Source organism: Pectobacterium actinidiae, assembly GCF_000803315.1.
In the GTDB taxonomy this organism is placed as follows: Bacteria; Pseudomonadota; Gammaproteobacteria; order Enterobacterales; family Enterobacteriaceae; genus Pectobacterium; species Pectobacterium actinidiae.
Window position 1 is genome coordinate 736,326 of sequence record NZ_JRMH01000002.1, and the last position, 24,478, is coordinate 760,803.

Below are 24,478 nucleotides of genomic sequence, written 5' to 3' on the forward strand. Positions count from 1 at the left end.
ATCGCAAGTGTCGTCCTGTTTTTACGGGCGTGGCATGATGCCGTCGAGTGGTATAGGGAGAAGGTGATGGGCTGGGAAAAGGGATTGGCACCGCGTGAAAAACTGGTGCGTTTAGGGGCTGAGTCACTGACGGATGTTGAATTACTGGCGATTTTTTTGCGCACGGGGTTGCCGGGCGTACATGTGATGCAACTGGCAGAGGATTTACTGGCACATTTTGGGTCGCTTTACCAACTAATGGCGGCGGACCAGTCCGCGTTCCATAGTGCCAAAGGTGTTGGAATATCAAAATATACGCAGATCAAGGCGATCGCCGAGCTGTCGCGGAGGCTGTTTTTCTCTCGCCTGGCGAAAGAGGACGCCATGCTGAACCCGGAAGCGACCGGTCAATATTTACAGTTGCTGCTGTCCCGGCGTGAACGTGAAGTTTTTTTAGTTCTATTTTTGGACAATCAGCACCACGTTATTCGCCATCAGGAGATGTTTGTTGGTACGATTAACAGCGTGGAAGTCCACCCGCGTGAAATTGTGCGTGAAGCGCTAAAGGCAAATGCTGCCGCGCTGATTCTGGCGCATAATCATCCGTCGGGAAAAGCGGAGCCGAGTCAGGCTGACCGTGCGATAACCGAACAGATTGTCAAAGCCTGTCTGTTAATGGAGATCCGCGTGCTCGATCATTTGGTCATTGGGCATGGCGAATACGTTTCTTTTGCCGAACGCGGCTGGATTTAACAGATATTTCCGCGATCCAATGGGATCTTTAGCTGTTCGGGACTTGAGCACTTACGCTTCAGAGCGTATACTACGCCACCTTTGAGAATCTTGGGTGTGGCGTTAAGAGCCTATCTCAGCAGGTTTATCCTGATGACAGAGTCTTTTCAGTGAAGTTGCTGAGATGGGCTCTAAAGCCTGACGAGGCGGCCAAACCCTATACGAAGCTCGAGCTGATTTGATTTTTGGAGAATAGACATGTCCCGAGTCTGCCAAGTTACTGGCAAGCGTCCGGTGGCCGGGAACAACCGTTCCCACGCACTGAATGCGACCAAACGCCGTTTTCTGCCGAACCTGCATTCACACCGTTTCTGGGTTGAAGGCGAGAAGCGCTTTGTAACACTGCGTGTATCTGCTAAAGGTATGCGTGTTATTGATAAGAAGGGTATTGAGACGGTTCTGGCCGATCTGCGTGCCCGTGGTGAAAAGTATTAAGGAACTGAATCATGGCTAAGGGTGTTCGCGAGAAGATCAAGCTGGTTTCTTCTGCTGGTACTGGTCACTTCTATACCACTACGAAGAACAAACGTACTAAGCCGGAAAAATTGGAACTGAAGAAATTCGATCCCGTTGTCCGTCAGCACGTTCTCTACAAAGAAGCTAAAATTAAGTAATTTCTGCTTCTCGATGAAAACCCGGCCTTGGTCGGGTTTTTTTTCGCCATATGCCAGTCAGCGCATCGATTTAGGTTAACGGTTTTGTATTAAATACGGCGGGTAAAATACGCCAATAGTTATCCTGTTTCCCGCCGCATTCCCTGTCTTACGGGTTATCACAGATGGTATCCTGCTGTTTACTAACGTAGCCACCTTTATCAGGAGACGCACATGCCTGAATTACCTGAGGTTGAAACCAGTCGTCGGGGAATTTCACCGTACCTTGTCGATCACACCATCCTTTATGCTGAAGTGAGGAACTCGCGCCTGCGCTGGCCGGTATCCGCTGAGATTCTTTCGCTGAGTGATGAACCTGTGCTCAGTGTGCGTCGACGAGCAAAGTATCTGCTGATTGAGTTGACTCGCGGCTGGATTATTGTGCATCTCGGTATGTCTGGCAGCCTGCGGGTATTGCCGGAATATAGCGAGCCGGAGAAACACGATCATGTTGATTTGGTGATGGACAGCGGCAAGGTGCTGCGTTATACCGACCCTCGGCGCTTTGGTGCCTGGCTGTGGACGGCTAATCCGGAAACCTGCTCGGTATTGGCGCATCTTGGGCCAGAACCGTTAGAGGCGGAATTCTCTGCTGATTATCTTTATCAGGCTTCACGCGGTAAAAAGACGGCAATTAAACAGTGGATTATGGACAACAAAGTCGTTGTCGGCGTAGGCAATATTTACGCGAGCGAATCGCTTTTTGCTGCGGGCATCCATCCTGACAGAACGGCCGGATCGTTAAATGAAAACGATGCAGCTATATTGGTGGGCGTGATTAAACAGGTGCTACAGCTTTCGATTGAGCAGGGGGGCACGACGCTGCGTGACTTTTTGCAATCAGATGGCAAACCCGGTTATTTCGCGCAGGAGCTGCGCGTCTATGGCCGTAACGGTGAACCTTGTCGGACGTGCGGAACGCTGATAGAAATCGCGAAGCATGGGCAGCGCAGCACATTTTTCTGTCGTCGCTGTCAGAAGTAATCCTTTTATAGCCTAAATATAAAAATCTTCAGAGGGTATTATGAGTCGTGTGGATATCAGCGTCATTGTTCCAATATATAATTGCGAAGAGTACATAGAGCCTCTTTTTTCGTCGTTGCTTGCTCAGGATAATGTCTCTTTTGAAATTATTGCGATCAATGATGGTTCCACTGATAGCAGTCTTTTGAAGTTGAATGAGATAGGCAAATTGGCTACGAATTTGATTATTGTAAGCCAGGAAAATAAAGGGTTATCTGAAGCGAGAAATACAGGGATTCGGCACGCGAATGGGGAGTGGATTGCATTTGTTGATGGCGATGACTGGTTGGAAAAAGATACGCTATCGACATGGCTTGGGAAAGCTGAGGAGCAACGCCTCGACCTCTTGATAGGTAATGGTTTCAAGTTTAGTGAAAACCCGGAACAAGAAATAAAAGAACCTATTCAGACGAAACAACCATGGGGTGAGGTAATCAGCGGCGATGAATGGGTTATTCGTGGTGTACAACATAATGAATGGTGCCACTTTGCCTGGTTGCAGCTCATACGTCGCGATATTATCTTATTGAATAATTTGAATTTTATTCCAGATATGATGCATGAGGATATTCTATGGACGGCGAATTTGGCGCTGGTAGCCAAGCGCGTCGGTTTCTGTGAAAAGATGGGTTATGGTTATCGCGTTGGTAATACTCATTCGATCACAAAGTCATCATCCGTTGAGAAAATAGCACGCAGAGCAAACAGCTATATTGACATCATGCAGGGCTTGATTTCTATCGCGACTCAGAAAAAAGATAACGTTACTTTAAATAAAGCATTAATTCGTCATGCTAATCGAGAGAGTCGCCATCTTTTCGGGCTTTTGCGTAAAAAAATATCATCGCCTGATGTTCGGCAGCAGCTAGCTAGAAAATTTATCGCTACAGGTATTGGTGGGAATTTATTCAAGGGAATGCAGTCATTTAATGACTTTTGGTATGCCCTGCGTTTTTATTTTACGATTTATCTATATTCAAAGAAAAAATAATTTCTCTACATCTTCTTTGATAGTTTGTCCTGTAAGGAACTAACGATAGCATCGGGTAAGAAATGTGATACGTCACCGCCGTGACGAGCCACTTCCTTAACCAAAGAGGATGAAATAAACGACCACTCTTCCGATGGCATCAGGAAAACGCTTTCGAGTGTAGGCATCAGGTGGTGATTCATTTTTGCGAGCTGAAGTTCATATTCGAAATCGGCAACGGCTCGCAAACCTCTCACAAGAATATTGGCTTTTTGCTGTTGCGCGAAGTGCGCCATGAGATCGCTGAAACCAACCACCTCGACGTTCGATAAATGCTGTGTCGCACCTTTTGCAAGCGCCACACGCTCATCCAAAGTGAAAAGCGTATGCTTGCTCGGGCTGGCAGCGATAGCCAGCACCACATGGTCGAACAGTCGTGATGCACGCGTCAGCAGATCCAAATGACCATTGGTTAATGGATCGAACGTTCCAGGATAAATCGCTTTGGTTGTCATCACGTCAGCCCTTCATTCACGGTATTGGTAGCTACTGTTTTACTGTGTCCGCTGGGGCAAATAAGGTTCCAGTAGTGTAAGCAGCATCTGTAGTGCGCCCTGGTTTTGGTGTAACACTTCCACGGCGTGTCGACCATAGTAAAGACGATAGTCTTCGTCAGCGAGCAGTTTCCCTACTTCTTTTCCAAGGGAGTCTGCATCGGTCACAGTAATCAGCCCGTCGGCCTGATCGAGTTTGTTGCAGATGTCTTTGAAATTGAAAGTGTGTGGCCCCATCAACACTGGAATAGCATGAGCTGCCGCTTCTAGTGGATTATGTCCGCCGCGTTCAACCAAACTCCCACCGACAAACGCCAGATCGGCGATGCCATATAACAGCATCAGCTCGCCCATGGTGTCCCCAATAACCACCTGTGTATTCGCAGAAGGCTGCTCGCCACTGCTGCGCAGCGTGTAGGTGAAGCCCAGATTTTCTGCCAGCGCTTGTGTGGTGGAGAAGCGTTCTGGGTGGCGAGGTACAAGAATGAGCAATAAGTCAGGGTAGGTAGCAAGCAGCTGTCGGTGAGCGGCCAGAACGATTGCTTCTTCACCTTCGTGAGTACTGGTGGCGATCCATACCGGACGGTGTGGTGCCCATTGCCGACGTAATGTAATGGCTCGTGCCGCCAGTTCTGGCGTCACGGAGATATCAAATTTGAGGCTACCGGTCACTTTCAGGCTGGATCGCTTCAGACCAAGATCGATAAATCGATTACCATCTTCCTGATTCTGTGCGGCGACGAGGGTAATACGCCGCAAGATATGGCGCATTAATTTGCCGATCTTTTTATAGCCAGCCGCGGAACGTTCTGACAGCCGGGCATTCGCAATAACCAACGGAATTTCGCGTTTATGCAGCTCCGCTATCAGGTTCGGCCATAGCTCGGTTTCCATAATGATGACGATTTTCGGACGAACCTGGTCAAAAAAGCGTTTTAAGGCACAGGGCAAATCGTAAGGCAGGTAAACGTGATAGACCGTGTCGCCAAAAGCGGAACGCACGCGCTCGGAACCGGTTGGCGTCATGGTTGTTACCGTGATCGGCAGGTTGGGATAACGATGGCGCAGCGCTCTGACTAAGGGAATAGCAGCCAGCGTTTCCCCCACCGACACCGAATGCAGCATGATGCCATCGGGTTTGACCTTCTCCGCACAAAAACCGTAACGTTCACCCCAACGCCGACGATAGGCAGGAGCTTTGCGACCACGAAGCCACAAGCGAAGCCAAATCAACGGTTGGATGAGGTACAGGATAATGGTGTAGAGAGTTTGTAGCATAAGGTTTACGGTTATCAGTTATCGCTGGGGTGATTTTATCGGGTTAGTGCGGATAAGGCTATTTGTAAAACGGCTGTTGTTTATTCCTTTGCCGATTTTCCTGAAAATTGCTGGTAGAGGCGCACATGACCCTAATCGTTGAGTCTGGTACGGGATAAGCAGGACAACCGGGCGAACCGGAAGATCTGACTATATCCACAGATATCTTACTTATAGAGACGTTTTTATCTATTTGGAATTTTCACGGAAGATTAAGTATGCTTTTAGTGTATATCTGATGGATTTTTTAGGTGTTTTCATCTCTGTATCATACTTGGTAAAAGATTAAATCATATTTAATAACATCAGTGTCTTATTATAATCGTAATTTTTATTTCTTATTCTTATTAAACGACCACAATGCTGTATACTTATTAAATGTATATTGGGCGTTAACAAATGCGAGCAGGAGTCCTTGTTTTCCATCCAAAAAACCTGCTCGGAATATCCAGGTTTTTAAGAATGAAAATATGGAGTGAGTAAGTATCTCAGAATAGCGGCAAGATATTTCTCTCTCATGACGTTCTCTTGCCCACGCAACAGCATAGCGCAGCTGTTTTTTCTGGAATGCTGAGAAATCACGACAGGTTAAATGTTTAAGATCGCCAGCCAGGTGCTGAATAGGAGCGTCGCCACAATCCAATGATTCATGTACATTGTTATCATTGTACTTATAGTGTTTATTTGCGTAGAGGCGGATAACTTTATCAGGATACCACCCGCTATGCTTCATAAAGCGACCAAGAAAGAGATTTTTTCGAGCGCAAGAGTAAACGATTTTATCATCTAGGTTGGGTTTGAGTAACACGCTTTCAATGGATTGGCGCAGCTCGGGCGTCATTCTTTCATCGGCATCAATAAAGAATATATAGTCTCCGCTAGCATAACCCTGCGCACGCTGCCTTTGCTTACCATATCCCGGCCAGTCATTGTGTTGATAGACTTTTGCACCGTATTGATGTGCGATCTCTACAGTGTTATCTGTGCTGCCAGAATCGACTACAATGATTTCATCTGCCCACGAGATAGATTGTAGACACTCCTCTATTAGTTCGGATTCGTTTTTTGTAATGATCCCAATAGACAGATATTTTCTCATTTCTTTCCTTATGATGAAGTTATATTAATTTCAGTCTATGGGTTGGGCAATTATTTTTTATATTAAAAATAGATCTAGGATGACATTTTCTTAACACAAACATAGTCATATTATATGTTGTTACTAAGTTGTTTTTCATCCTAATAAAATCTCTAAGAATAACCCAGAGAGTACTGATTGAGCCTTTCTTCTGATATGCAATCCGGGAAAATAGCTTAAAGTAAGACAACTCTATCTGCCTAAATTCACTTCTTGATTCGTTAGGATCTAATAGTGCGAAAGAGTGACATATTTTATTTTTACAGCAAACAGTTATTCTGGGTGATGGTTCCATTGCATTAAATATTTTAAAGAAATCACAATCGATTCCATAAAATCCCAGTCTTTCTTCAAAGACATATTTTCGATATTCTATAATTCTATTTGTAACACTCTTGGATAAGGTAATACCAGACATCACTGTCTCTATTTTCTCATTGATAAAACCTTCGGTGACTATTTTTTCACCATTTTCAGTTTTATATGGATGCGTTTGAGTCATTTTTCCATTTATATCACAATAAATTTTAGGTATTATAATGTCTGTATTTTCATAGAGCTTGTTATCAAAAAATTCTTCAGGTAGTCCTGAATCCTGATCTAATATTGTGATGTAGTCATAGTCTATATCTTTAATAAAATGATTGTATATCTTGGAGAGTGATACGTTTCTCATATCCTGAAATATATCAACTTTTATATTTAAACTTGAACAAAGAGAGAAAAATACTTCTATATCTTTTTCTTCCAGTTTTACAGGGCCGTTGTTCCATATTTTCAAGGTGAGTTTAATGTTGTTAAGTCGATTCATTAAAATACTTTGCAACGTATCTGATTTTGAAAGACTCACATTGTATAAGACAACAACGGCAGTTATATTCATTTTTATAAAAGTCCGATCAGTAGAGTTTCAATGAGTGTCTATAATTTAAATATTACCGTTGGTTCTTTATTTTTTTCGATACTATATTTAGATCTCGGGTGATTTCCGGTTAATACACAAGAGACAATTTTTAAAGTGCTTTTGTAACTACAGCGAGATTTTATAGAAAACTTCAGAGCGTGAAAAAGATTTTTCACTATATTGGTTTTCTTCTGTTTGTGCACTCTTCTTAAAATTAGTGCGAGTCCATGCTCTAATTTTGCAGTTTCTTTCATTTTTTTATAATTTACCCCATAACCAGATAGATTATGGTGTATTTTACCTACGCACTTTCCTTTTATAAAATTGAAGTCATTCAGATTAAATAAAAAACTATGATCTGCCAAGTAAAATGCATATGCCTCATCAAACATGAAGCCATACTTGTTTATTACTTTTTCACATAGCGAGTGGGAAATGGCAATCCCTGAGCCACAAGTTAACATATTATTAGCGTTAAAATCACCGGAGGGAATAATTTCTAATGAATTACTATAAACCGGAGAGTCAAGTTGATTATTATTATTTTCTAAATATATTGCTGGGCAGATTAATTCGTATTCTTTGTTTTCCAAGATATTAGAGAAAAAATCTGTAGATATCTTTGTATCTTGATCTAATATAGCAAAAAAATCAAAGGGTTCTTTTTCTATAATTAAATTGTAGATCTTGCTTAAAGAAATATTTCTTATGTCTTGATAAATAATCGTCGATATTTTTCTAGTTTTACACTCAGATATGTAATTATCTATATCTTCTTTTTTTAATAGATTAGGCCCGTTGTTCCATATGATGATATTTAATTTAATATCTTTCTGGTTTGAATTAAATATTGCTTTTATGGTTTGTGATTCCATAAGTGCTGAGTTATATATAACAACAATTGCATTTATCAACATATTAACTCTTATAGTCGAATTGTTCAGATAAGGAATAGCGCATTTTCAATTATAATGGGCACTATTGATAAATAATTTTATATTGAGAGGTGCTCGTTACTCACCAGTAAAAACAACGTTTAACTATTAACTCTAAATAGCTTTGTATGATAGCGCACACTGGCAGGCTGTGGCCCTCTGTCAGTGCTGGCCTTGCACAATGAGAAGTGAAGCATTAATGTACGAAGTTATTTATTCTAATTAACTACTATTAAAATTTTTCATCGGGAACTAAATTCTTCCCAGGCAGATTATATAAATACCTATCTTTAGGTGGATGCCCATCTCGGCAAAACTTGGTCACTGCTGAAATTGATGTAAATGTCGACATGTCAGTACCGATGAATATATCGCTGCGTGCTGCAATTTCAAAATCAATGATCGATGCTTCTAATGCATTTTTAGGGCTGAACTCATTCTCGGTAGTTGTATTTTTCTCTTTTAGTTTTAACCCAAATCCATCTCTTGCTAAATTTTCTATATCTTCGAATGAGCAAGTTAAAGCACTTTTATCATAGGTAATATAAAGTGTTTTTAGAGAGGGTAAGGTTTTTTTTATTTTACTAAATATGTGATTGCAGCGATCCAATGGTGTTGAGTTAACCTCATTGGGTTTTTTCTCCCAGGAGTCTTCAATGTCTAACGGCCAATCGCTCTCTATGCGTAATTGACAAACGGCATCATATGGACGTGCATGAGAAATAAAATACTCTATCTTTTCTTCCATGTATTTAGATGGTATTAAATATTTAAAAAAATCGGCTACTATATCTCGGTGTTCATAGTTTTTATTTTTTATAAATTCATTGACGATAGATTCGCCTTTGAAAAATAGTTTGTCAGGATTGAGTTTTTTTCCTGTATATCGAGAAGTGATATAATTATTTATTTTTATATTATATTTTTCAAAGAAAGTATTTATTGAAATTTTATCGAAGACTGTGAAGAGATCTATATCTCTATGAAAAAATTTGTATGTATAAGAAAAGTAGAATCTATCTCGCAGATTATTTTTGCTTTTATTAGCAATGAAATTAATGAAATAAGGCAGTGCTATGGGGCTGTTTTTTTCTATAGCTTCAATTAACAGGGCGAGAAAGATCATTTTTTGATTGTTTAATCCACCACCGGTTCTTTTTAGAAATAATGTCTTCATTATTTACATTCCTGATTTTATATTTTTTATGATTTGATATGGTAGTGATTTATTTTGATGATAATTTTTTATAAAAATATTTAAGATAGCTAAGAATACCGGGAAAAATAAATTTTTTATGGAATTGATGCTTAGCACAATATCTCATATTGCTCGTAGTCGTTGCTTGCAGTAAGGGAGCGTGATTCCACGGTGATGCGCTTTTTGCATCAAGAAAATACTCCGTGCAAGGGTAATGTTCAGCCCATTTATGCCAAGGCTTTGTCGGCCCGATATAATGAATCATAACCGTGTCATTCTTTATAGGGTTGACTGGTTTAGGCTTGTTAAGCTCATAATTGATGCTATATTGTGTATTATATTTTTTATCAAGCCATATTGTTTTATCTATGAGTAATATATTTAATATATCTTGATCAAGATAAGATATTTTTGACTTTATTTCCTCATTGGCAAGAAGAGACATGGCCTGTGAGCTAATATCGTATTTTTGCCAATGAGAAAGATTGATGTATAAGAATCCAGCATTGAAATATCCGGCATTGATTCCTGGCTCATCAAGTGCCTTTGCTCGTTTCTCCCACCAAACCTTATCTTCTTCTGCTACCACTGCTGCTATGTTATTTTTGAACTCGATCTTTAACAGGTCGTGTAATGAGCCTTTGCAAACAATGTCAGCATCGATATAAAGCAGTGTTTCAATTTCTGGATAAAGCAAGTCGGCAATGACAAAGCGAAAATAGGTCGCATAAGACCAATTTTTGGTGCTAGGGAGCGATTTTAGTTCATCGCAATTTACAATATAGATACTAATTTCTGCATTATATTGAGTGCTGAGATTTTGAAATTTCTTCTCTTCATCATCACTGAGAGAATCGGTAAATATATGAAATGAAAATTTGATGTCAGGATTGTGAAGCAAAATTGATGATGCTGAAATAGCACAGCCAAACATAAAGTTCTTATCAATGCCGTAAGCAATATTCAGCGTATCGGACTCTGCGTTTTCCGCTAAGGGGCGAGTAAATGAAACTTTTCTTTTTATAACACCTTGCGATGAAAAATACATAATTAACTCGGTTATGACTCTTAAAAATAAGTGGCGGATCAGCGCATCATTTTGGCTGTAATATACAGTGTTGGTTTAACGGGGGGTTGCGCTGGTAATCAACTGTGCGGCTTTTTCTGGCAGACTATAAATATCTTCTGTATCGGCAAAATAGCGGGCATTTTCTGCCCACTGTTTCAGCGTTTCTGGCTGACTGAGTGCGTGTGACAACGTGTGGTTCAGTGCTGTCTGGCTAAAGGGTTCTGGGATGACTTGTCCGGCCTGCGAGCGCTCAATGTAAAAAGCATAACCGCATGCATCGGTGACGAGTATGGGTAACCCAGCCGCGATAGCCTCAAGCAAAACGATGCCGGCAGCTTCCTGATGAGCCGGATGAAGCAACAAGTCGGCGGCTGCCATGAAGTCAGGAATGTCATCTCGGCCAGAGAAGAAGCGTATTTGTTTGCCGATGCCGAGTTGCTCTGCCTGTTGTTGAAACGGTTTTGGATCGTCCTGGCCGACAACCAACAGCGTTACGCGTTGACGCAGTTCCTGTGGCAGGCTGGCGATAGCGGTTAGACTACGGCCAACGCCTTTACGTTTGAAGTCGGAACCGACTTGTAATAGAACAAATCCGTTTTCATCCAGATTATGTTGCTGACGGAACTGTGAACGCGTGTCTGGAGAGCGTGTGCTGTACTTTCTATCCAGCGAAATACCCGGTGGCAGCATAAAAAAGCGTTCATCTTGTGTGCCGTAATGCTTCTGAAAATGGGCAATTTGCCGTGGCGTTAGCATCAGCATACGCGTGTGGCTATTTTTATCGAACACATCTCGCTCAAGTGCTGCATATCCGCGGTAGCGGGGGGTGAGTCGATAAAAGAAGCCTTTTTCCTGAACCGCTTTTTCTGCCGTACATCCTTCTGCGGCATAATAGAAGTCTAGCCCTGGCATTTTGCTAAATCCGACAACGCGGTCGACAGGATGCTGTTGTAAATGATGTTGTATCCAGTCGGAAAAACGGCGATGGCGAGTGTGATTACCCAGCCCTGAGATGGGCACGAGAACGATGTCAAACCCTTCAGGTTTGTCGCCTTGCCATTCGCTTGTGTAAACACGAATATCGTGGCCTTGTTTTTGGCAAGTTTGTGCGATGCTCAGAAAATCCCGCTGTAGCCCGCCGAAAGGAAAGTATTTATAGACGCAGAATGCGATGTTCATTTGGTGTTCTCTTCCCGCGCCTCTTGCAGCATGTGTTCTGATGCCTGAATAACCGCTTGTGCTGGAATGCAGGACAAATATTTGACCGTCTGATCGTAATTCTGTTGGGCTGGCATCTGTTGATATTCACCTGCCCAAATCTGCTTATAGCGGTCGCACCACGGTCGCCATAATTTGTAGTCTGTTGGGCCAAACAGACACACTAGCGGCGTGTTCAATGCGGCAGCCATATGCATTGGGGCGGAATCTACACCGATATACAACACGGCGCTGTCAATTAACGCAGCCAGCTCCAGAAAACTCGTTTTGCCTGCAAAGGTCATATCTGGTTTATGCGTGCACTGTGAGTGAATGTCGCGCACCACGTTTAAATCATCTTCTGAAGGACCGCAGGTCAAAACAACTTCGAGATTGTTTTCTTTAAGATGGTCAATGACCTGAGCAAATTTGTCGTTATCCCAGTATTTGTAGTATTGACGTGTTGTCGGCTGGATAACGACATATTTTTTCGTTAAAAGAGCGGGCTGTTTAGTAAATACATTCTGGGCGTCTTCCTGACGATAGTGCAGTGATAATGTTGAACATGTCTTTGACGCTGGCAGGTTGAGCGGGGTGAGGAGATGAAGATTTTGCTCAACAATATGCGCGCCTATTGGCGGAACGCAGGTGCTGAAAAATGAACGCCAAATCTTTCCTTTCAGGTTATCGCCCCGATCGAGAGCAATACTGTGACATCCCAATGATTTTACTAATAGAGCAATGGGCCACTGGTCAGCTAAATTGACGATCAGATCGTAATTGTTTTGCTTAAGCGCTTGCCTGATACTTTTGAAATTACAGATTTTTTCTAAAAGCGTACCCGTCTTTCTTTTGAGCCCATAAAGCTGATGTATCTCTGGGTTTGCAGAGAGAATCGGCATCGTATCCTGATACAGCAATACGTCGATTTTGGTGTCAGGGTAATTGGCTTTCAGCGTGCTGATGAGCGGAGTGGTCAGCAGCATATCGCCATGATATCTAAGCTTCACCACGAGAATCCTGTGATAAGGGATGATGCGTTGACTCACTCGTTTTCCTTCATGTAATTAAAAGGTTATTTTTTTACAGGCACGCTACCGCCCCTGGCTCGACAGCTACCAAAAGACTGATCCTATCCATGTGGTACGACAGCATGAATAGCTAATTTTGCGCTATGGTACTAAAACCCATCCCCCTCTCACAGAGGTAAATGCTACTGTCACACGCTAATTATAACAGGCCTACTTTTTTAGCCATTTTCCGGTCAGCGTTGTGCCAAGACAAAATGCCATCAGCCACGCAATAAGCATGTCTCGTGAATAGAGAATAACATCGCTAAGTCCATACATAAGCAGGGCAAAAAGCAGTGCGGCGGAGAGGTGGCTACGTAGAACAAAAAATGAAAAATAAAATAAGGAGGCATAGAGCAACACGATCAATATTGCTCCCGGCAGCCCCTTAAGGGAAAAGGCATCAATCACGTCGTTATGCAGATGGATATTCAAATATCCTACTGCGCCCGATAGCTCAGCCTCTTGTTTTGCTTGTGCAATAATATGTTCCGCACGCTGTTCGGCCGATTGCCCGAGCAAGGCTTCTTCCCCCGCTTCTATACCAGATTGGTACATCGCAATACGCGCACCCACCGATGTCATGCTGTTATTCATGCTGTAGCTGTGTATATCGTTAATCAGATCGCTGACACGTTGATGAAGCGTATTCTGGAAGAGGAATAAACACAGGAGAACAGTGGCCGATGAACCGATAAATGCTTTGATGAATAAACGCTTATTGTGCCTGACTTCTGACAATAAAATGGTCGCGCCAACAATAGGATAAACCAAGATGGCTGCCCGAGTTTCTGTCAACAGAATCGCGACAGTCACTAACAGGAAATGCCCCAGATAGAGGTAATATTTATAGGCTGAATCGAGCTTAAGCAGTGCCTGTGCGCTTAAGGCACCAATGAAGGTAAGAAAATAGGCTGCGCTCGTTGCGGTACCAAAGACTAATCCAATACGGTGCATTCCACTGAACAGTGACTGATAAAAGGCATAGCTCAGTGTTAACACACAAATTGCGATGATGTAGAAGAGCGACAGCTTTTGCTTTTTGGGCGTGATATGTAGGGCTGTTAGCAGGATAAATGCGCCCAAAATACCGGCATGCGCGGATGTCCTGTAGGCGTTGTACACATAAGGAAAAAGACTATCTGGTTGATAGTAGTGGTGATACCAAATGAGATTGGTTAAGCCGATAGCCAGTAGGAAAAGTGGAATCAGTAACAACCGTTTAGCTGCGATAATGGTTCTTAGGTGTGTCGCTACATAAAAAACAGACAGCGAACCCGTGAGATAAAAAAGCCATCCGGCAATAATGCTGCTAAATGGCATAATGGCTAATGTGAGTAAACAGCCGGGGAAGACGGCTTTCAGTGCGACAGCCGAACTTATGCTGGGCGTTTTGCCCAGTTCGTACCTTAATTCATTAAGCATGTATTTGTTCACAGTCGGGAGCGATATCACTCGCCTGATGCAGGTAATTCTATCAGCTTCTCTAATTTTTGATGGATGAGGCTAGCGGGAATTGTCTCCATTTTCTGGCTTTCGGACATTTCCACCACTTGGTTCATTCCATAGCCGCCAATTAGTCCCGGATCAGTTGGTCCGTACAAGGTGATATTGGGACGATCCAGTGCCGCTGTCAGGTGGCTAAGCCCGGTATCGACAGAAACGACGGCTTTGGCACCAGCTAATACCTCGGCGACCTGTTGCAGCGTGAGGCGTGGTAAGACTTCAACGTGCGGAAAACTTTCCGCCAGCCGCAATGCGCGCTGGTGCTCATGCTCCGCTCCCCAGGGGAGTTTGATGTGTAGTCCACTCGGTGCTAATAGGGCAATCAGCTCACGCCAGTGCGCTTCCGGCCAGTGTTTTTCATCACGCGTCGTGGCATGGAGGAACACCAGATAGCGGTCAGCGTCTGCGGGCGACTGGGAGAGGAAACGTGAGGCAATCGCATAGTCGCCGCGTTCAGTAGGCTTCTTATAGCTCAGGCTGGCGGCAAACAGCTCCCGCACGCGCTCCACGGCATGTTGTCGGCGGCTTATGGGGTGGCGATAGTTATAAAACCAACTTGCCAGCGGCTCGCGGGCGCTTTTGCAATCCAATCCGTGCTTCTTCCCGTTGGCGAGACGCGTAACCAGCAGCGCGCTTTTAATCAGCCCTTGAGCATCAATAACCGCATCATAGCGGTGCTGGCGTAGCTGGCGTTTAAATTCTTCACGTTCCTGACGTATCGGGGCACTGAACCAGCTTTTTCGCCAGCGGCGTATCGCGACTGGAATGACGCGGGAAACCGCCGGGTGCCAGCTTGGAACTTGCGCGAAGCCTTCTTCAACCACCCAATCAAACTGGATACCGGGAATAGCCTGCATCGCGTCCGTTAAGGCTGGTAAGGTGTGCAGCACATCGCCCATTGACGACGTTTTCACGATCAGCACCCTCATGCATCTGCTCCCGGCACCCGGTTTTCTCCCGGAGTGAGACTTTCTTTCTGCACAAGGCTCTGTCCCGAAACAAGATAGTTATCCAGTGCGTTGAGGACGCGTTCGGGCTGAATGTCGATCAAACTCTGGTGATAACCCTGTTCGGCATCCCCTTTGCGTACCCGGTGATAGCCGGTAATCAATCGAATCACCTCGGCTTGATGGGACAGCGGCGGGGTAAAATCAGGGCTGCTCGGACCGTAAAGTGCGACAAGAGGACGATGAAGCGCTGCGGCAACGTGCATGAGTCCAGAGTCATTGCTGACGACGGCGTGGCAGGCGGCAATGAGCACCACCGCCTGTTCCAGCGAGGTTTGTCCCGCCAGGTTAGCGCAATGCTGTCGTGCGTCTTCTGTTAATCCCTGAAGGATGTCGTCACAGGCCGAACGGTCATTGGCCGAACCGAACAGCGCTATCTGGTAGCCGCGTTCAATCAATGATTGTGCCAACGCAGCATAGTGATAATGCGGCCAACGTTTGGCCGGTCCGAATTCGGCACCGGGGCAAAAACCGATGATGGGGCGCGCATCGCTGAGGCCAAACGCCTGCGTCATGTCCGCAATTTCGGCCTGATTGACCTGTAACTGCGGCCATAGTAACGGCTGCGGCAGATCCTCAGCACGGTGGATACGGCTACGATCATAGGCTAACGCGGTATAGCGCTGAACCATCAGCGGAAATGCGGCTTTATCCAGCACGCGTACGTCGTTCAGCAGCCCGTAACGCATTTCGCCACGCCAGCCTGTACGCTGCGGAATGTTAGCAAAGAACGGAACGAGCGCGGATTTAAAGGAGTTGGGCAGCACGTAAGCGCGGTCATAGCCCGCATCGCGCAGCGAGACACCCAGACGGCGACGTTCGCCCAGCTCCAGTGCGCCGTGACCTAGCGGCATGGCTAACGCCTGATTGACTTCCGGCATCCGTGCCAGCAGCGGACGGCACCAGGCTGGCGCCATCACGTCAATGACCGCTTCCGGGTGTTCAGCCTTCAAGGTGCGATAAAGGCTGTGCGACATCATCATATCGCCGACCCAGGAAGGGCCGATGACCAAAATTTTCATACCGCTTATGAATCCTTATCCGATTAAACGGTACGGTTCAGCCAGGCCATATATTCCGCTACGCCTTCGGCGACGGTTTTGAATGGCTTGTCATAGCCTGCTGCACGCAAATTGGTGAGGTCGGCTTGTGTGTAAGCCTGATAGCGGCCTTTCAGTTTCTCAGGAAACGCGATGTATTCCACGCTGCCTTTCTGGTGGAAGGCGAGGGTGGCATCGGCGACAGCCTGGAAGGATTCGGCGCGACCGGTACCGCAGTTGAAGATGCCAGAAACACCGTTTTGCCAGAACCACAGGTTGACGGCGGCGACATCACCGACGTAGATAAAGTCACGTTGGAAGTTCTCGCTACCGGAGAACAGCTTCGGATTTTCACCCTGGTTAATCTGGTTATTCAGGTGGAATGCGACGCTCGCCATGCTGCCTTTGTGGCTTTCGCGCGGTCCGTAGACGTTGAAATAGCGGAAGCCGCAGATCTGCGATTCCGCTTCTGGGAGAATTTCACGTACGTACTGGTCGAACAGGAATTTGGAGTAGCCATAGACGTTCAGCGGCTGCTCGTATTGGCGTTCTTCGATAAAGTTATCGTTGCGACCACCGTAGGTTGCAGCGGAAGAGGCGTACAGGAACGGAATGTTGCGATCGAGGCAATAGTGCAGCACGTCTTTAGAATACTGATAGTTGTTATCCATCATGTATTTGCCATCCCACTCGGTGGTGGAAGAGCAAGCACCTTCATGGAATACGGCATCGATATCGCCCAGATCGTCACCTGCAACAATGCTGGCGATGAAATCTTCTTTATCCACGTAATCTGCGATGTCCAGATCGACCAGATTGGCGAACTTGGTGCCGTCTTTCAGGTTATCGACAACCAGAATGTCCCGATAGCCGATGTCATTCAGAGATTTTACGATATTGCTGCCGATAAAACCGGCACCGCCAGTAACGATAATCATGGGCGCGACCTTTATTAATCTTGCCGGTGAGGCACCGCGCCCCACACTGTTTATGACCGCTATAATAGCATTTCATTTTACCGCAAGCAGCCAGAGCTTAATTTATCCCGTGTTGTCCCGCTTTTTTAAGATGATTCAGGCCGTGACGAAGCCAGCATTTTCAGACTGTTTACCCCGCATTTCTGCCCACATCCGCTAGCTTAAAAACCATAAAGCGATCTTTTTATGGGACAGTGATGCTATGCCTGCCGATTTTTATCAACAGCTTACGACACAAATCATGGCTGCACGCACCGAAGGGGTGTTCAAGGAGGAGCGCATCATTACTTCTGCGCAGCAGGCTGAAATCGAAGTGAGGGACAGCAACCGCCTGCTCAACTTCTGTGCCAATAATTATCTTGGTCTGGCGGACAACCCTGAGCTGATTGCCGCTGCAAAAGCCGGATTGGACAGCCATGGTTTTGGCATGGCATCGGTGCGCTTTATCTGTGGAACGCAGGATATCCACAAACAGCTGGAGCGTAAGCTGGCGGATTTTCTGGGAATGGAAGACGCGATTCTCTATTCCTCCTGCTTTGATGCCAACGGTGGGCTGTTTGAAACATTGATGGGGCCGGAGGATGCCATTATTTCTGATGCGCTCAATCATGCTTCGATCATCGACGGTATTCGGCTATCGAAGGCGCGACGCTACCGCTATGCCAATAACGATATGAGCCAGCTGGAAGCACAATTGCAACTGGCCAGAGCGGAAGGGGCAAGACACGTCATGATCGCCACTGACGGCGTTTTCTCAATGGATGGCGTGATTGCCGATTTGCAGGGGATTTGCGATCTGGCGGATCGTTATGATGCGCTAGTGATGGTTGATGATTCACATGCGGTGGGATTTGTCGGAGAACAAGGGCGCGGAACGCACGAACGCTGCGGGGTGATGAATCGCGTCGATATCATCACCGGGACGTTAGGCAAGGCGCTGGGGGGCGCGTCGGGCGGTTATACGGCGGGCAAGCATGAGGTGATCGACTGGCTGCGCCAGCGCTCTCGACCCTATCTGTTTTCCAACTCGCTCGCCCCTGCCATTGTTACCGCGTCGCTCAGGGTACTGGATCTGCTGGAGCAGGGCGGAGAGCGGCGTGAACGTCTGTGGGCAAATGCCCGTCTGTTCCGTGAAAAGATGACGGCCGCAGGGTTCACGCTGGCGGGGGCCGATCACGCCATTATTCCCGTCATGTTGGGCGAGGCGCAGTTGGCACAAGACTTTGCACAGGCGCTACAGCGGGAAGGTGTTTACGTCGCTGGCTTTTTTTATCCCGTTGTTCCCCTCGGTCAGGCGCGTATTCGCACCCAAATGTCGGCTGCCCATACGCCACAGCAAATCCAATTCGCCGTCGAGGCTTTTATCCGTGTGGGCAAGCGTCTGGGTGTGATTATCTGAGGAAACCATCATGAAAGCATTGGCAAAACTGCGGCCGGAAGAAGGTATCTGGATGGTAGACGCCCCCACGCCGGAGCTTGGGCATAACGACATCATGATCAAAATCCGCAAAAGCGCGATCTGCGGAACAGACGTACATATCTATAACTGGGACGAATGGTCGCAGAAGACCATTCCCGTTCCGATGGTCGTTGGGCATGAATACGTGGGTGAAATTGTCGCGATTGGTCAGGAAGTTAACGGTTTTCATATTGGCGATCGGGTTTCTGGTGAAGGGCATATTACCTGCGGTTACTGCCGCAACTGCCGTGCCGGACGACGTCATTTATGCCGTAATGCTATTGGCGTCGGGGTAAATCGTCCCGGTTCGTTCGCGGAGTATCTGGTGATTCCTGCCTACAACGCGTTCCGCATTCCCGACAATATTTCTGACGAACTGGCTGCTATTTTCGATCCCTTCGGTAACGCGGTGCACACCGCACTGTCCTTCGATTTAGTGGGAGAGGATGTCTTGATTGCCGGAGCGGGGCCGATAGGCATGATGGCAGCGGCGGTGTGCCGTCACGTGGGTGCAAGGAATGTCGTGATTACCGATGTGAATGCGTACCGCCTGGATCTCGCCAGTAAAATGGGGGCAACGCGCGCCGTCAATGTGGCGCAGGAAAATCTGGCGGACGTGATGATAGATCTGGGCATGACCGAGGGGTTTGATATTGGGCTGGAGATGTCAGGGGCGCCATCAGCCTTTCGCGCCATGCTGAAAGCGATGAATCACGGTGGACGCATCGCCATGCTGGGCATTCCGCATGAGCCGATGTCGATTGACTGGGGGGAAGTGATTTTTAAAGGACTGTTTATCAAAGGCATCTACGGGCGGGAAATGTTCGAAACCTGGTACAAAATGTCGGCGCTGATTCAGTCTGGACTGGATTTGTCACCGATTATCACCCACCGCTTTCACATTGATGCGTTTCAGAAAGGGTTCGATGCCATGCGTTCGGGTCAGTCGGGCAAGGTTATTCTCAATTGGGATGAAGAATAACCTTGCCGCAGTGAATCCGCGTGACAGCAAAAGGGAACGCACGCCTGAGATTTACGGCTGTTTGTGTATTTCGGTTTCGGTTGGGGCAACCCAGGTCTGCCAGCGGTGCTTGATAAACATCACCGGTGCGCTTTCCTGAATACTGCTGCTCACCAACTTAAAGAACACATCATTCTTAACCGGTTCCAGTGGCTGCTTGACTCGACATTGCTGTATGCCGCGGAACGGATTACGCGGTTTTACCGGCGGTTGTGGCTGTGGCTCATACTGCCGCGTCGGCTCATTAAGCAACTGGCTGGGGCGGACTAAGACAATATCGGCATCCAGCGTGGGTAACATCTGCTGTAAGACGCGGATGGTTGAAGGATGCGGGTGCCCGATAGCGATAGCGGAACCGCTGCGGCGGGCAATTTGCACCGCGCGGGTAAACTGCTTACGAATCTCGGCTTCGTTTTGCGAATCATCCAGAAAGACTTTGCGTTTGATGACTTTGACGTTTGTTCCCGCCGCCGCCTGACTCGATTGGCTGCTGCCAATGGTCATGCTATCAAGGAAATAGAGCTGGTAGGCACTTAGCGCCTGCATGACTTTTTGCATGCCGGGCAGGCTGGCGGTCATCGCGCTGCCCATATGGTTGTTCAACCCCACGGCGTAAGGCACGTTATTGACAGATTGGCGGATAATGCGCTGAATTTCGTCGCTGCTCATGTCAGGGCGTAACGTATCGCGCTCCAGCGGCTGCTTGCTCATCGGTGCCATTGGCAGATGGATCAGCACTTCTCGCCCTTGCTGGTGGGCTTTGGTTGCCATTTCACGGGCGTACGGCGCGTTGGGTAAGACCGCGACGGAAATCGCGGTTGGCATCGCCAGAATCTGGTTCTCATTGTGTGGACGATAGCCGAAATCATCGATGACGATGGCGAGTTTTCCGGCTAGTGCCAAAGGAGACAGGGCGAGCAGGCTCAACGCGAATAACGGTGTTTTGGTTAAATAAGACAAGACTATCTTCCTAGCCAAGGTTGTGGATTGACCGCCTGACCCTGACGACGGATTTCAAAATAGAGTCCGGGCTGGCTCTGCCCGCCGCTGGTGCCGACCAGCGCAATAGATTGTCCGGCCTTGACCTGAGCGCCAACGGCGACCAATGCGCTCTGGTTATAGCCGTACAGGCTCATATCGCCTTTACCATGCTGCACGACAACGACTAACCCGTAGCCCTGTAGCCAGTCGGCCATCAGTACGGTTCCGTCGGCGATCGCTTTCACTTCCGTGCCTTCCGGTGCGGTAATCACCATACCCTTCCAGCGTAACTCGCCCTGTAGCGGTTCACCGAAGCGGTGCTCGATGCGGCCATTAACCGGCCAGATGGCTTGACCAGAAGGCCGCCCTAAACCGCCTGTTCTGGCCATGAGTGAGCGTTCACCCTCAGTCGGTTTATAGCTGCTGCCGCTGCGTTTGGCCTGTTCTTCTTTAGCGCGAACCTTGGCGGCCTCGCGCGCTTCCCGTTCGGCACGGGCTTTTGCTTCTCGCTCAGCGCGGGCGATCTGATCGCGCAATCGAGTTTCATTCTGGCGCAGTTCCGTCAACTGCTGACGATCTTTTTCCAGCGAGCTTTCCAGCGTCGACAGCGTTTTCTTCCGATCGGATTGGGCCTGTTCCAGCGTCTGCTGTTGCTGCTGTTGGTCGCTCAGCAGCGTTTTTTGCTGCGTCTGCTTTTGTTCCAACTGGCGTTTTTGGTCAGCCAGATCCACACGCGTTTGCTGTAATTCGTTGATGGATTTCTGCCGCGCTTCATTCAGGTAGCCGAAGTAGGCGAGGATACGCTCGCTGCGCTGGCTTTCTTCTCCGCTCAGCATTAATTGCAGTGCGCTGTGCTGACCTTGCCGGAAGGCGGCGTCAAGCTGTCGAGAAAGGAGGGTTTGTTGCTTATCCTGCTGCGATTGTAGTTTGGCGATAGAGGCGCTGAGGCTGGTTAATTCTTTATTGAGCGTAGACAGCGTATTGCGCGTTTCATGCAGTTGACGACTGGCCTGAGAGATAGACTGTTCCTGCTTTTTCAACTGCTGAACTAAGGCACTGCGCTGCTTTTGTTGTTCTTGAACGCTTTTTTCTTTCGCGGCGATATCTTGTTGCAGGGTCTTGAGCTGTGCTTGATTATCTTCAGCCTGGCCGAGCGCGGGCAACAGCAAAACGCCAACGCAGAGTGCGCTGACACAGCGGGTGAGCAGCCTTTGTAATGCGGATACATGGCGATCGGCGCTACATGCCACTCGACTCTGTACAAATAACGCGTTTTTACTCATATCAGTGAATTATTCCACGATGAACAGCGGCTTACCAGTTGTCTCTTGTCTGATTTCTATTTCCAGACGTGACAAGCATGGCACAAAGGTGCGTGTCTGCGCGCATCAATATAGAGATAAATGGAAAGCTCGCCGCAGATTCGATACGCTATATTGGCTTACTGGCTGTAATTGCCGTATCGCGCAGGTATACTCAGGAACCTTATATTTTTGTTGCTTAACTGATCCGGGAGTCGTTACACCCCATGCAAGAGATTATGCCATTCATTAGCAAGCACCCTATTTTGAGCATTTCCTGGGTTGCCCTGTTGGTTGCGGTCATTGTGCTTACTGTGAAGAGTAAACTGTCGAACGTGAAAGAAGTGGTTCGCGGTGAAGCGATCCGACTAATTAATAAAGAAGATGCTGTCGTCGTTGATATCCGTAACCGTGACGACTATCGCCGTGGCCATATTGCCAGCGCATTTAACCTGTTGCCGAACGACATTAAAAACGGCAGCGTAGGTGAACTTGAAAAACATAAGTCGCAGCCGATTATCGTGGTATGCGCCAACGGTCTCTCTTCACGCGAAGCCGCCGAGAATTTGCACAAAGCCGGTTTTGAACGTGTGCAGGTACTGAAAGACGGTCTGGCTGGCTGGAGCGGTGAGAATCTGCCTTTAGTCCGCGGCAAATAAAACAGTTTGTGGTAAAACTATCCACATCGTGCCATGTGTGTAAATCATACACAGCGAAAATGGCGGCGATTTTGCAGGATAACCGGCAGGCTGATTGCAGTACGACATTGATTGCAGTACGACAATGACAGAAATGTGCTGACGTCCGCCTAATCATGACGACGGAAGACGTCAAGAAAATCTAACAAAAGGGTATTACTTAACATGTCTGAACAAAACAACACAGAAATGGCTTTCCAAATCCAGCGTATCTACACCAAAGATATCTCTTTTGAAGCACCGAATGCGCCTCAGGTGTTCCAGCAGGAATGGCAGCCGGAAGTAAAACTGGATCTGGATACGGCTTCTAGCCAACTGGCTGATGACATCTATGAAGTCGTATTGCGTGTGACCGTAACGGCTTCTCTGGGTGAAGAAACTGCATTTCTGTGTGAAGTTCAGCAAGGTGGTATCTTTACCGTTGGCGGTATCGAAGGCACTCAACTGGCACACTGCCTGGGTGCATATTGCCCGAACATTCTGTTCCCTTACGCGCGTGAGTGCATCACCAGCCTGGTTTCTCGCGGTACTTTCCCGCAATTGAACTTGGCGCCGGTTAACTTTGATGCGCTGTTCATGAATTACCTGCAACAGCAGACCGAAGGTGAAGGTGCTGCGCAGTCTCAGGATGCCTGATGAACGCGTCTGACGCTTCAATGACCGTCATCGGTGCCGGTTCATACGGCACCGCGTTAGCCATTACGCTGGCGCGTAATGGCCATCGAGTCGTGCTATGGGGTCACAATCCTGTGCATATTCAGGCATTACAGGTAGCTCGGTGTAATCAGGCTTTTCTGCCGGATGTGCCTTTCCCGGATTCACTTCAGCTTGAAACCAACCTGGCGCAGGCGCTTGCTGCCAGCAGAAACGTGCTGGTCGTTGTGCCGAGCCATGTGTTCGGTGATGTTCTGCGTCAACTGAAACCTCATTTGCGTGCCGATGCGCGTATTGTATGGGCGACGAAAGGGCTGGAAGCGGAAACGGGACGCCTGTTGCAGGATGTCGCACGCGAAGCGTTGGGCGAAACTATCCCGCTTGCGGTAGTCTCTGGTCCGACATTTGCCAAAGAATTGGCGGCCGGCATGCCGACGGCTATTGCTCTGGCGTCAACGGACAGTGAATTTGCCGATGACCTACAGCGATTGCTGCACTGTGGGAAGAGCTTCCGCGTTTATAGCAACCCCGATTTTATCGGCGTGCAGCTGGGCGGCGCGGTGAAAAACGTCATTGCTATCGGTGCCGGGATGTCTGACGGCATTGGGTTTGGTGCCAATGCACGAACTGCCTTGATCACCCGCGGGCTGGCGGAAATGACCCGTCTTGGCGCAGCGCTGGGCGCGGATCCGACCACCTTTATGGGGATGGCAGGGCTTGGCGATCTGGTATTGACCTGTACTGATAATCAGTCCCGTAACCGACGCTTCGGCATGATGCTGGGGCAGGGAATGGATGTACAGAGCGCGCAGGATAGCATTGGTCAGGTTGTTGAAGGCTACCGCAATACGAAAGAAGTGCTGGCTTTAGCGCAGCGCTACGGCGTTGAGATGCCGATTACCGAGCAACTCTGGCAGGTATTGTATTGTGGGAAAGACGCCCGAGAGGCAGCGCTGAGCCTATTGGGGCGTACGCGTAAAGACGAAACCGCCAGGTTATAAAACACGTCGTTCTATGCTGGGCTTCCTAATCTGG

At 47.3% G+C, this 24,478-nt stretch carries 25 protein-coding genes; 10 read left to right on the forward strand and 15 right to left on the reverse strand.

What is annotated here, in order from left to right; translation table 11 throughout:
- Positions 1-66: 66 nt before the first annotated feature.
- The 5 genes from radC to KKH3_RS20795 all read left to right on the forward strand — a co-directional run bounded on the left by radC (position 67) and on the right by KKH3_RS20795 (position 3,438).
- The gene (gene radC, locus KKH3_RS20775) at positions 67-732 is read left to right on the forward strand and encodes a RadC family protein (protein ID WP_039364083.1); all 666 of its coding nucleotides are present in this window, start codon (positions 67-69) and stop codon (positions 730-732) included.
- A 237-nt stretch (positions 733-969) separates the two neighbouring features.
- Positions 970-1,206 carry a 50S ribosomal protein L28 gene (rpmB, locus tag KKH3_RS20780; protein WP_005967968.1) on the forward strand — a complete coding sequence of 79 codons (237 nt, stop codon included), beginning with the start codon at positions 970-972 and terminating at the stop codon, positions 1,204-1,206.
- An 11-nt stretch (positions 1,207-1,217) separates the two neighbouring features.
- Positions 1,218-1,385: a 50S ribosomal protein L33 gene (gene rpmG, locus KKH3_RS20785; protein ID WP_002208990.1), complete on the forward strand. Its 168-nt coding sequence runs from the start codon at positions 1,218-1,220 to the stop codon at positions 1,383-1,385.
- A 213-nt stretch (positions 1,386-1,598) separates the two neighbouring features.
- A complete protein-coding gene (gene mutM / locus KKH3_RS20790) occupies positions 1,599-2,408 on the forward strand; it encodes a bifunctional DNA-formamidopyrimidine glycosylase/DNA-(apurinic or apyrimidinic site) lyase (RefSeq protein ID WP_039364084.1) in 810 nt (269 codons plus the stop codon).
- A gap of 40 nt (positions 2,409-2,448) precedes the next feature.
- On the forward strand, positions 2,449-3,438 hold the full coding sequence (locus KKH3_RS20795; RefSeq protein ID WP_039364086.1) for a glycosyltransferase: 990 nt from the start codon (positions 2,449-2,451) through the stop codon (positions 3,436-3,438).
- 5 nt (positions 3,439-3,443) lie between these two features.
- Here the strand turns inward: KKH3_RS20795 and coaD are convergent, their stop codons facing one another.
- The 13 genes from coaD to rfaD all read right to left on the reverse strand — a co-directional run bounded on the left by coaD (position 3,444) and on the right by rfaD (position 17,290).
- Entirely contained in the window at positions 3,444-3,932 is a 489-nt protein-coding gene (gene coaD / locus KKH3_RS20800) for a pantetheine-phosphate adenylyltransferase (RefSeq protein WP_039364088.1), read from the reverse strand.
- A gap of 39 nt (positions 3,933-3,971) precedes the next feature.
- A complete protein-coding gene (gene waaA / locus KKH3_RS20805) occupies positions 3,972-5,249 on the reverse strand; it encodes a lipid IV(A) 3-deoxy-D-manno-octulosonic acid transferase (protein WP_039364092.1) in 1,278 nt (425 codons plus the stop codon).
- A gap of 370 nt (positions 5,250-5,619) precedes the next feature.
- The gene (locus KKH3_RS20810; RefSeq protein ID WP_039364095.1) at positions 5,620-6,387 is read right to left on the reverse strand and encodes a glycosyltransferase family 2 protein; all 768 of its coding nucleotides are present in this window, start codon (positions 6,385-6,387) and stop codon (positions 5,620-5,622) included.
- A 19-nt stretch (positions 6,388-6,406) separates the two neighbouring features.
- Positions 6,407-7,309 (reverse strand): glycosyltransferase family protein, encoded by a 903-nt coding sequence (locus KKH3_RS21385; RefSeq protein WP_052201401.1) that lies wholly within the window; start codon positions 7,307-7,309, stop codon positions 6,407-6,409.
- Between the two features lie 38 nt (positions 7,310-7,347).
- Positions 7,348-8,247, reverse strand: a complete 900-nt coding sequence (locus KKH3_RS20820; protein ID WP_039364098.1) for a glycosyltransferase family 2 protein — start codon at positions 8,245-8,247, stop codon at positions 7,348-7,350.
- 250 nt (positions 8,248-8,497) lie between these two features.
- The gene (locus KKH3_RS20825; protein WP_039364100.1) at positions 8,498-9,442 is read right to left on the reverse strand and encodes an O-fucosyltransferase family protein; all 945 of its coding nucleotides are present in this window, start codon (positions 9,440-9,442) and stop codon (positions 8,498-8,500) included.
- A 49-nt stretch (positions 9,443-9,491) separates the two neighbouring features.
- A complete protein-coding gene (waaO, locus tag KKH3_RS20830) occupies positions 9,492-10,511 on the reverse strand; it encodes a lipopolysaccharide 3-alpha-galactosyltransferase (RefSeq protein ID WP_039364101.1) in 1,020 nt (339 codons plus the stop codon).
- 75 nt (positions 10,512-10,586) lie between these two features.
- The gene (locus KKH3_RS20835) at positions 10,587-11,711 is read right to left on the reverse strand and encodes a glycosyltransferase family 4 protein (protein WP_039364104.1); all 1,125 of its coding nucleotides are present in this window, start codon (positions 11,709-11,711) and stop codon (positions 10,587-10,589) included.
- On the reverse strand, positions 11,708-12,778 hold the full coding sequence (gene rfaQ, locus KKH3_RS20840; RefSeq protein WP_039364107.1) for a lipopolysaccharide core heptosyltransferase RfaQ: 1,071 nt from the start codon (positions 12,776-12,778) through the stop codon (positions 11,708-11,710). The genes KKH3_RS20835 and rfaQ overlap by 4 nt, the downstream gene beginning before the upstream one ends.
- Positions 12,779-12,970: 192 nt before the next feature.
- On the reverse strand, positions 12,971-14,224 hold the full coding sequence (locus KKH3_RS20845) for an O-antigen ligase family protein (protein WP_234991564.1): 1,254 nt from the start codon (positions 14,222-14,224) through the stop codon (positions 12,971-12,973).
- A gap of 26 nt (positions 14,225-14,250) precedes the next feature.
- On the reverse strand, positions 14,251-15,234 hold the full coding sequence (rfaC, locus tag KKH3_RS20850) for a lipopolysaccharide heptosyltransferase RfaC (RefSeq protein ID WP_039364113.1): 984 nt from the start codon (positions 15,232-15,234) through the stop codon (positions 14,251-14,253).
- A complete protein-coding gene (gene rfaF / locus KKH3_RS20855) occupies positions 15,231-16,334 on the reverse strand; it encodes an ADP-heptose--LPS heptosyltransferase RfaF (RefSeq protein ID WP_039364116.1) in 1,104 nt (367 codons plus the stop codon). Before rfaF ends, rfaC begins: the two co-directional genes overlap by 4 nt.
- A 23-nt stretch (positions 16,335-16,357) precedes the next feature.
- A complete protein-coding gene (rfaD, locus tag KKH3_RS20860) occupies positions 16,358-17,290 on the reverse strand; it encodes an ADP-glyceromanno-heptose 6-epimerase (protein WP_039364119.1) in 933 nt (310 codons plus the stop codon).
- A 241-nt stretch (positions 17,291-17,531) separates the two neighbouring features.
- On the opposite strand from rfaD, the gene KKH3_RS20870 reads away from it, so the two are divergent.
- Together KKH3_RS20870 and tdh are read left to right on the forward strand one after the other, a co-directional pair.
- The gene (locus KKH3_RS20870) at positions 17,532-18,728 is read left to right on the forward strand and encodes a glycine C-acetyltransferase (RefSeq protein ID WP_039364125.1); all 1,197 of its coding nucleotides are present in this window, start codon (positions 17,532-17,534) and stop codon (positions 18,726-18,728) included.
- 10 nt (positions 18,729-18,738) lie between these two features.
- Complete coding sequence (gene tdh, locus KKH3_RS20875) at positions 18,739-19,770, forward strand: L-threonine 3-dehydrogenase (protein WP_039364128.1); 1,032 nt, start codon at positions 18,739-18,741, stop codon at positions 19,768-19,770.
- 51 nt (positions 19,771-19,821) lie between these two features.
- On the opposite strand, the gene KKH3_RS20880 is transcribed toward tdh, so the two are convergent.
- Both KKH3_RS20880 and envC read right to left on the reverse strand, forming a co-directional pair.
- Positions 19,822-20,769, reverse strand: coding sequence for a divergent polysaccharide deacetylase family protein (locus tag KKH3_RS20880; protein ID WP_039364131.1), 948 nt, complete (start codon positions 20,767-20,769; stop codon positions 19,822-19,824).
- A gap of 2 nt (positions 20,770-20,771) precedes the next feature.
- Positions 20,772-22,073 carry a murein hydrolase activator EnvC gene (gene envC / locus KKH3_RS20885; protein WP_039364134.1) on the reverse strand — a complete coding sequence of 434 codons (1,302 nt, stop codon included), beginning with the start codon at positions 22,071-22,073 and terminating at the stop codon, positions 20,772-20,774.
- A 245-nt stretch (positions 22,074-22,318) separates the two neighbouring features.
- Here envC and KKH3_RS20890 point away from each other — a divergent pair, with 245 nt between their 5' ends.
- The 3 genes from KKH3_RS20890 (at position 22,319) to gpsA (ending at position 24,444) form a co-directional block, all read left to right on the forward strand.
- Positions 22,319-22,750, forward strand: coding sequence for a rhodanese-like domain-containing protein (locus KKH3_RS20890; RefSeq protein ID WP_010300789.1), 432 nt, complete (start codon positions 22,319-22,321; stop codon positions 22,748-22,750).
- A 204-nt stretch (positions 22,751-22,954) separates the two neighbouring features.
- Complete coding sequence (gene secB, locus KKH3_RS20895; protein ID WP_039364137.1) at positions 22,955-23,425, forward strand: protein-export chaperone SecB; 471 nt, start codon at positions 22,955-22,957, stop codon at positions 23,423-23,425.
- Positions 23,425-24,444 (forward strand): NAD(P)H-dependent glycerol-3-phosphate dehydrogenase, encoded by a 1,020-nt coding sequence (gene gpsA, locus KKH3_RS20900; RefSeq protein ID WP_039364140.1) that lies wholly within the window; start codon positions 23,425-23,427, stop codon positions 24,442-24,444. Before secB ends, gpsA begins: the two co-directional genes overlap by 1 nt.
- Positions 24,445-24,478 lie beyond the last annotated feature (34 nt).

Bases quoted from the DNA above. Each gene is read 5' to 3' on its own strand.
- radC (WP_039364083.1), top strand. From the start codon at position 67: ATGGGCTGGGAAAAGGGATTGGCACCGCGTGAAAAACTGGTGCGTTTA.
- rpmB (WP_005967968.1), top strand. From the start codon at position 970: ATGTCCCGAGTCTGCCAAGTTACTGGCAAGCGTCCGGTGGCCGGGAAC.
- rpmG (WP_002208990.1), top strand. From the start codon at position 1,218: ATGGCTAAGGGTGTTCGCGAGAAGATCAAGCTGGTTTCTTCTGCTGGT.
- mutM (WP_039364084.1), top strand. From the start codon at position 1,599: ATGCCTGAATTACCTGAGGTTGAAACCAGTCGTCGGGGAATTTCACCG.
- KKH3_RS20795 (WP_039364086.1), top strand. From the start codon at position 2,449: ATGAGTCGTGTGGATATCAGCGTCATTGTTCCAATATATAATTGCGAA.
- coaD (WP_039364088.1), bottom strand. From the start codon at position 3,932: ATGACAACCAAAGCGATTTATCCTGGAACGTTCGATCCATTAACCAAT.
- waaA (WP_039364092.1), bottom strand. From the start codon at position 5,249: ATGCTACAAACTCTCTACACCATTATCCTGTACCTCATCCAACCGTTG.
- KKH3_RS20810 (WP_039364095.1), bottom strand. From the start codon at position 6,387: ATGAGAAAATATCTGTCTATTGGGATCATTACAAAAAACGAATCCGAA.
- KKH3_RS21385 (WP_052201401.1), bottom strand. From the start codon at position 7,309: ATGAATATAACTGCCGTTGTTGTCTTATACAATGTGAGTCTTTCAAAA.
- KKH3_RS20820 (WP_039364098.1), bottom strand. From the start codon at position 8,247: ATGTTGATAAATGCAATTGTTGTTATATATAACTCAGCACTTATGGAA.
- KKH3_RS20825 (WP_039364100.1), bottom strand. From the start codon at position 9,442: ATGAAGACATTATTTCTAAAAAGAACCGGTGGTGGATTAAACAATCAA.
- waaO (WP_039364101.1), bottom strand. From the start codon at position 10,511: ATGTATTTTTCATCGCAAGGTGTTATAAAAAGAAAAGTTTCATTTACT.
- KKH3_RS20835 (WP_039364104.1), bottom strand. From the start codon at position 11,711: ATGAACATCGCATTCTGCGTCTATAAATACTTTCCTTTCGGCGGGCTA.
- KKH3_RS20845 (WP_234991564.1), bottom strand. From the start codon at position 14,224: ATGCTTAATGAATTAAGGTACGAACTGGGCAAAACGCCCAGCATAAGT.
- rfaC (WP_039364113.1), bottom strand. From the start codon at position 15,234: ATGAGGGTGCTGATCGTGAAAACGTCGTCAATGGGCGATGTGCTGCAC.
- rfaF (WP_039364116.1), bottom strand. From the start codon at position 16,334: ATGAAAATTTTGGTCATCGGCCCTTCCTGGGTCGGCGATATGATGATG.
- rfaD (WP_039364119.1), bottom strand. From the start codon at position 17,290: ATGATTATCGTTACTGGCGGTGCCGGTTTTATCGGCAGCAATATCGTA.
- KKH3_RS20870 (WP_039364125.1), top strand. From the start codon at position 17,532: ATGCCTGCCGATTTTTATCAACAGCTTACGACACAAATCATGGCTGCA.
- tdh (WP_039364128.1), top strand. From the start codon at position 18,739: ATGAAAGCATTGGCAAAACTGCGGCCGGAAGAAGGTATCTGGATGGTA.
- envC (WP_039364134.1), bottom strand. From the start codon at position 22,073: ATGAGTAAAAACGCGTTATTTGTACAGAGTCGAGTGGCATGTAGCGCC.
- KKH3_RS20890 (WP_010300789.1), top strand. From the start codon at position 22,319: ATGCAAGAGATTATGCCATTCATTAGCAAGCACCCTATTTTGAGCATT.
- secB (WP_039364137.1), top strand. From the start codon at position 22,955: ATGTCTGAACAAAACAACACAGAAATGGCTTTCCAAATCCAGCGTATC.
- gpsA (WP_039364140.1), top strand. From the start codon at position 23,425: ATGAACGCGTCTGACGCTTCAATGACCGTCATCGGTGCCGGTTCATAC.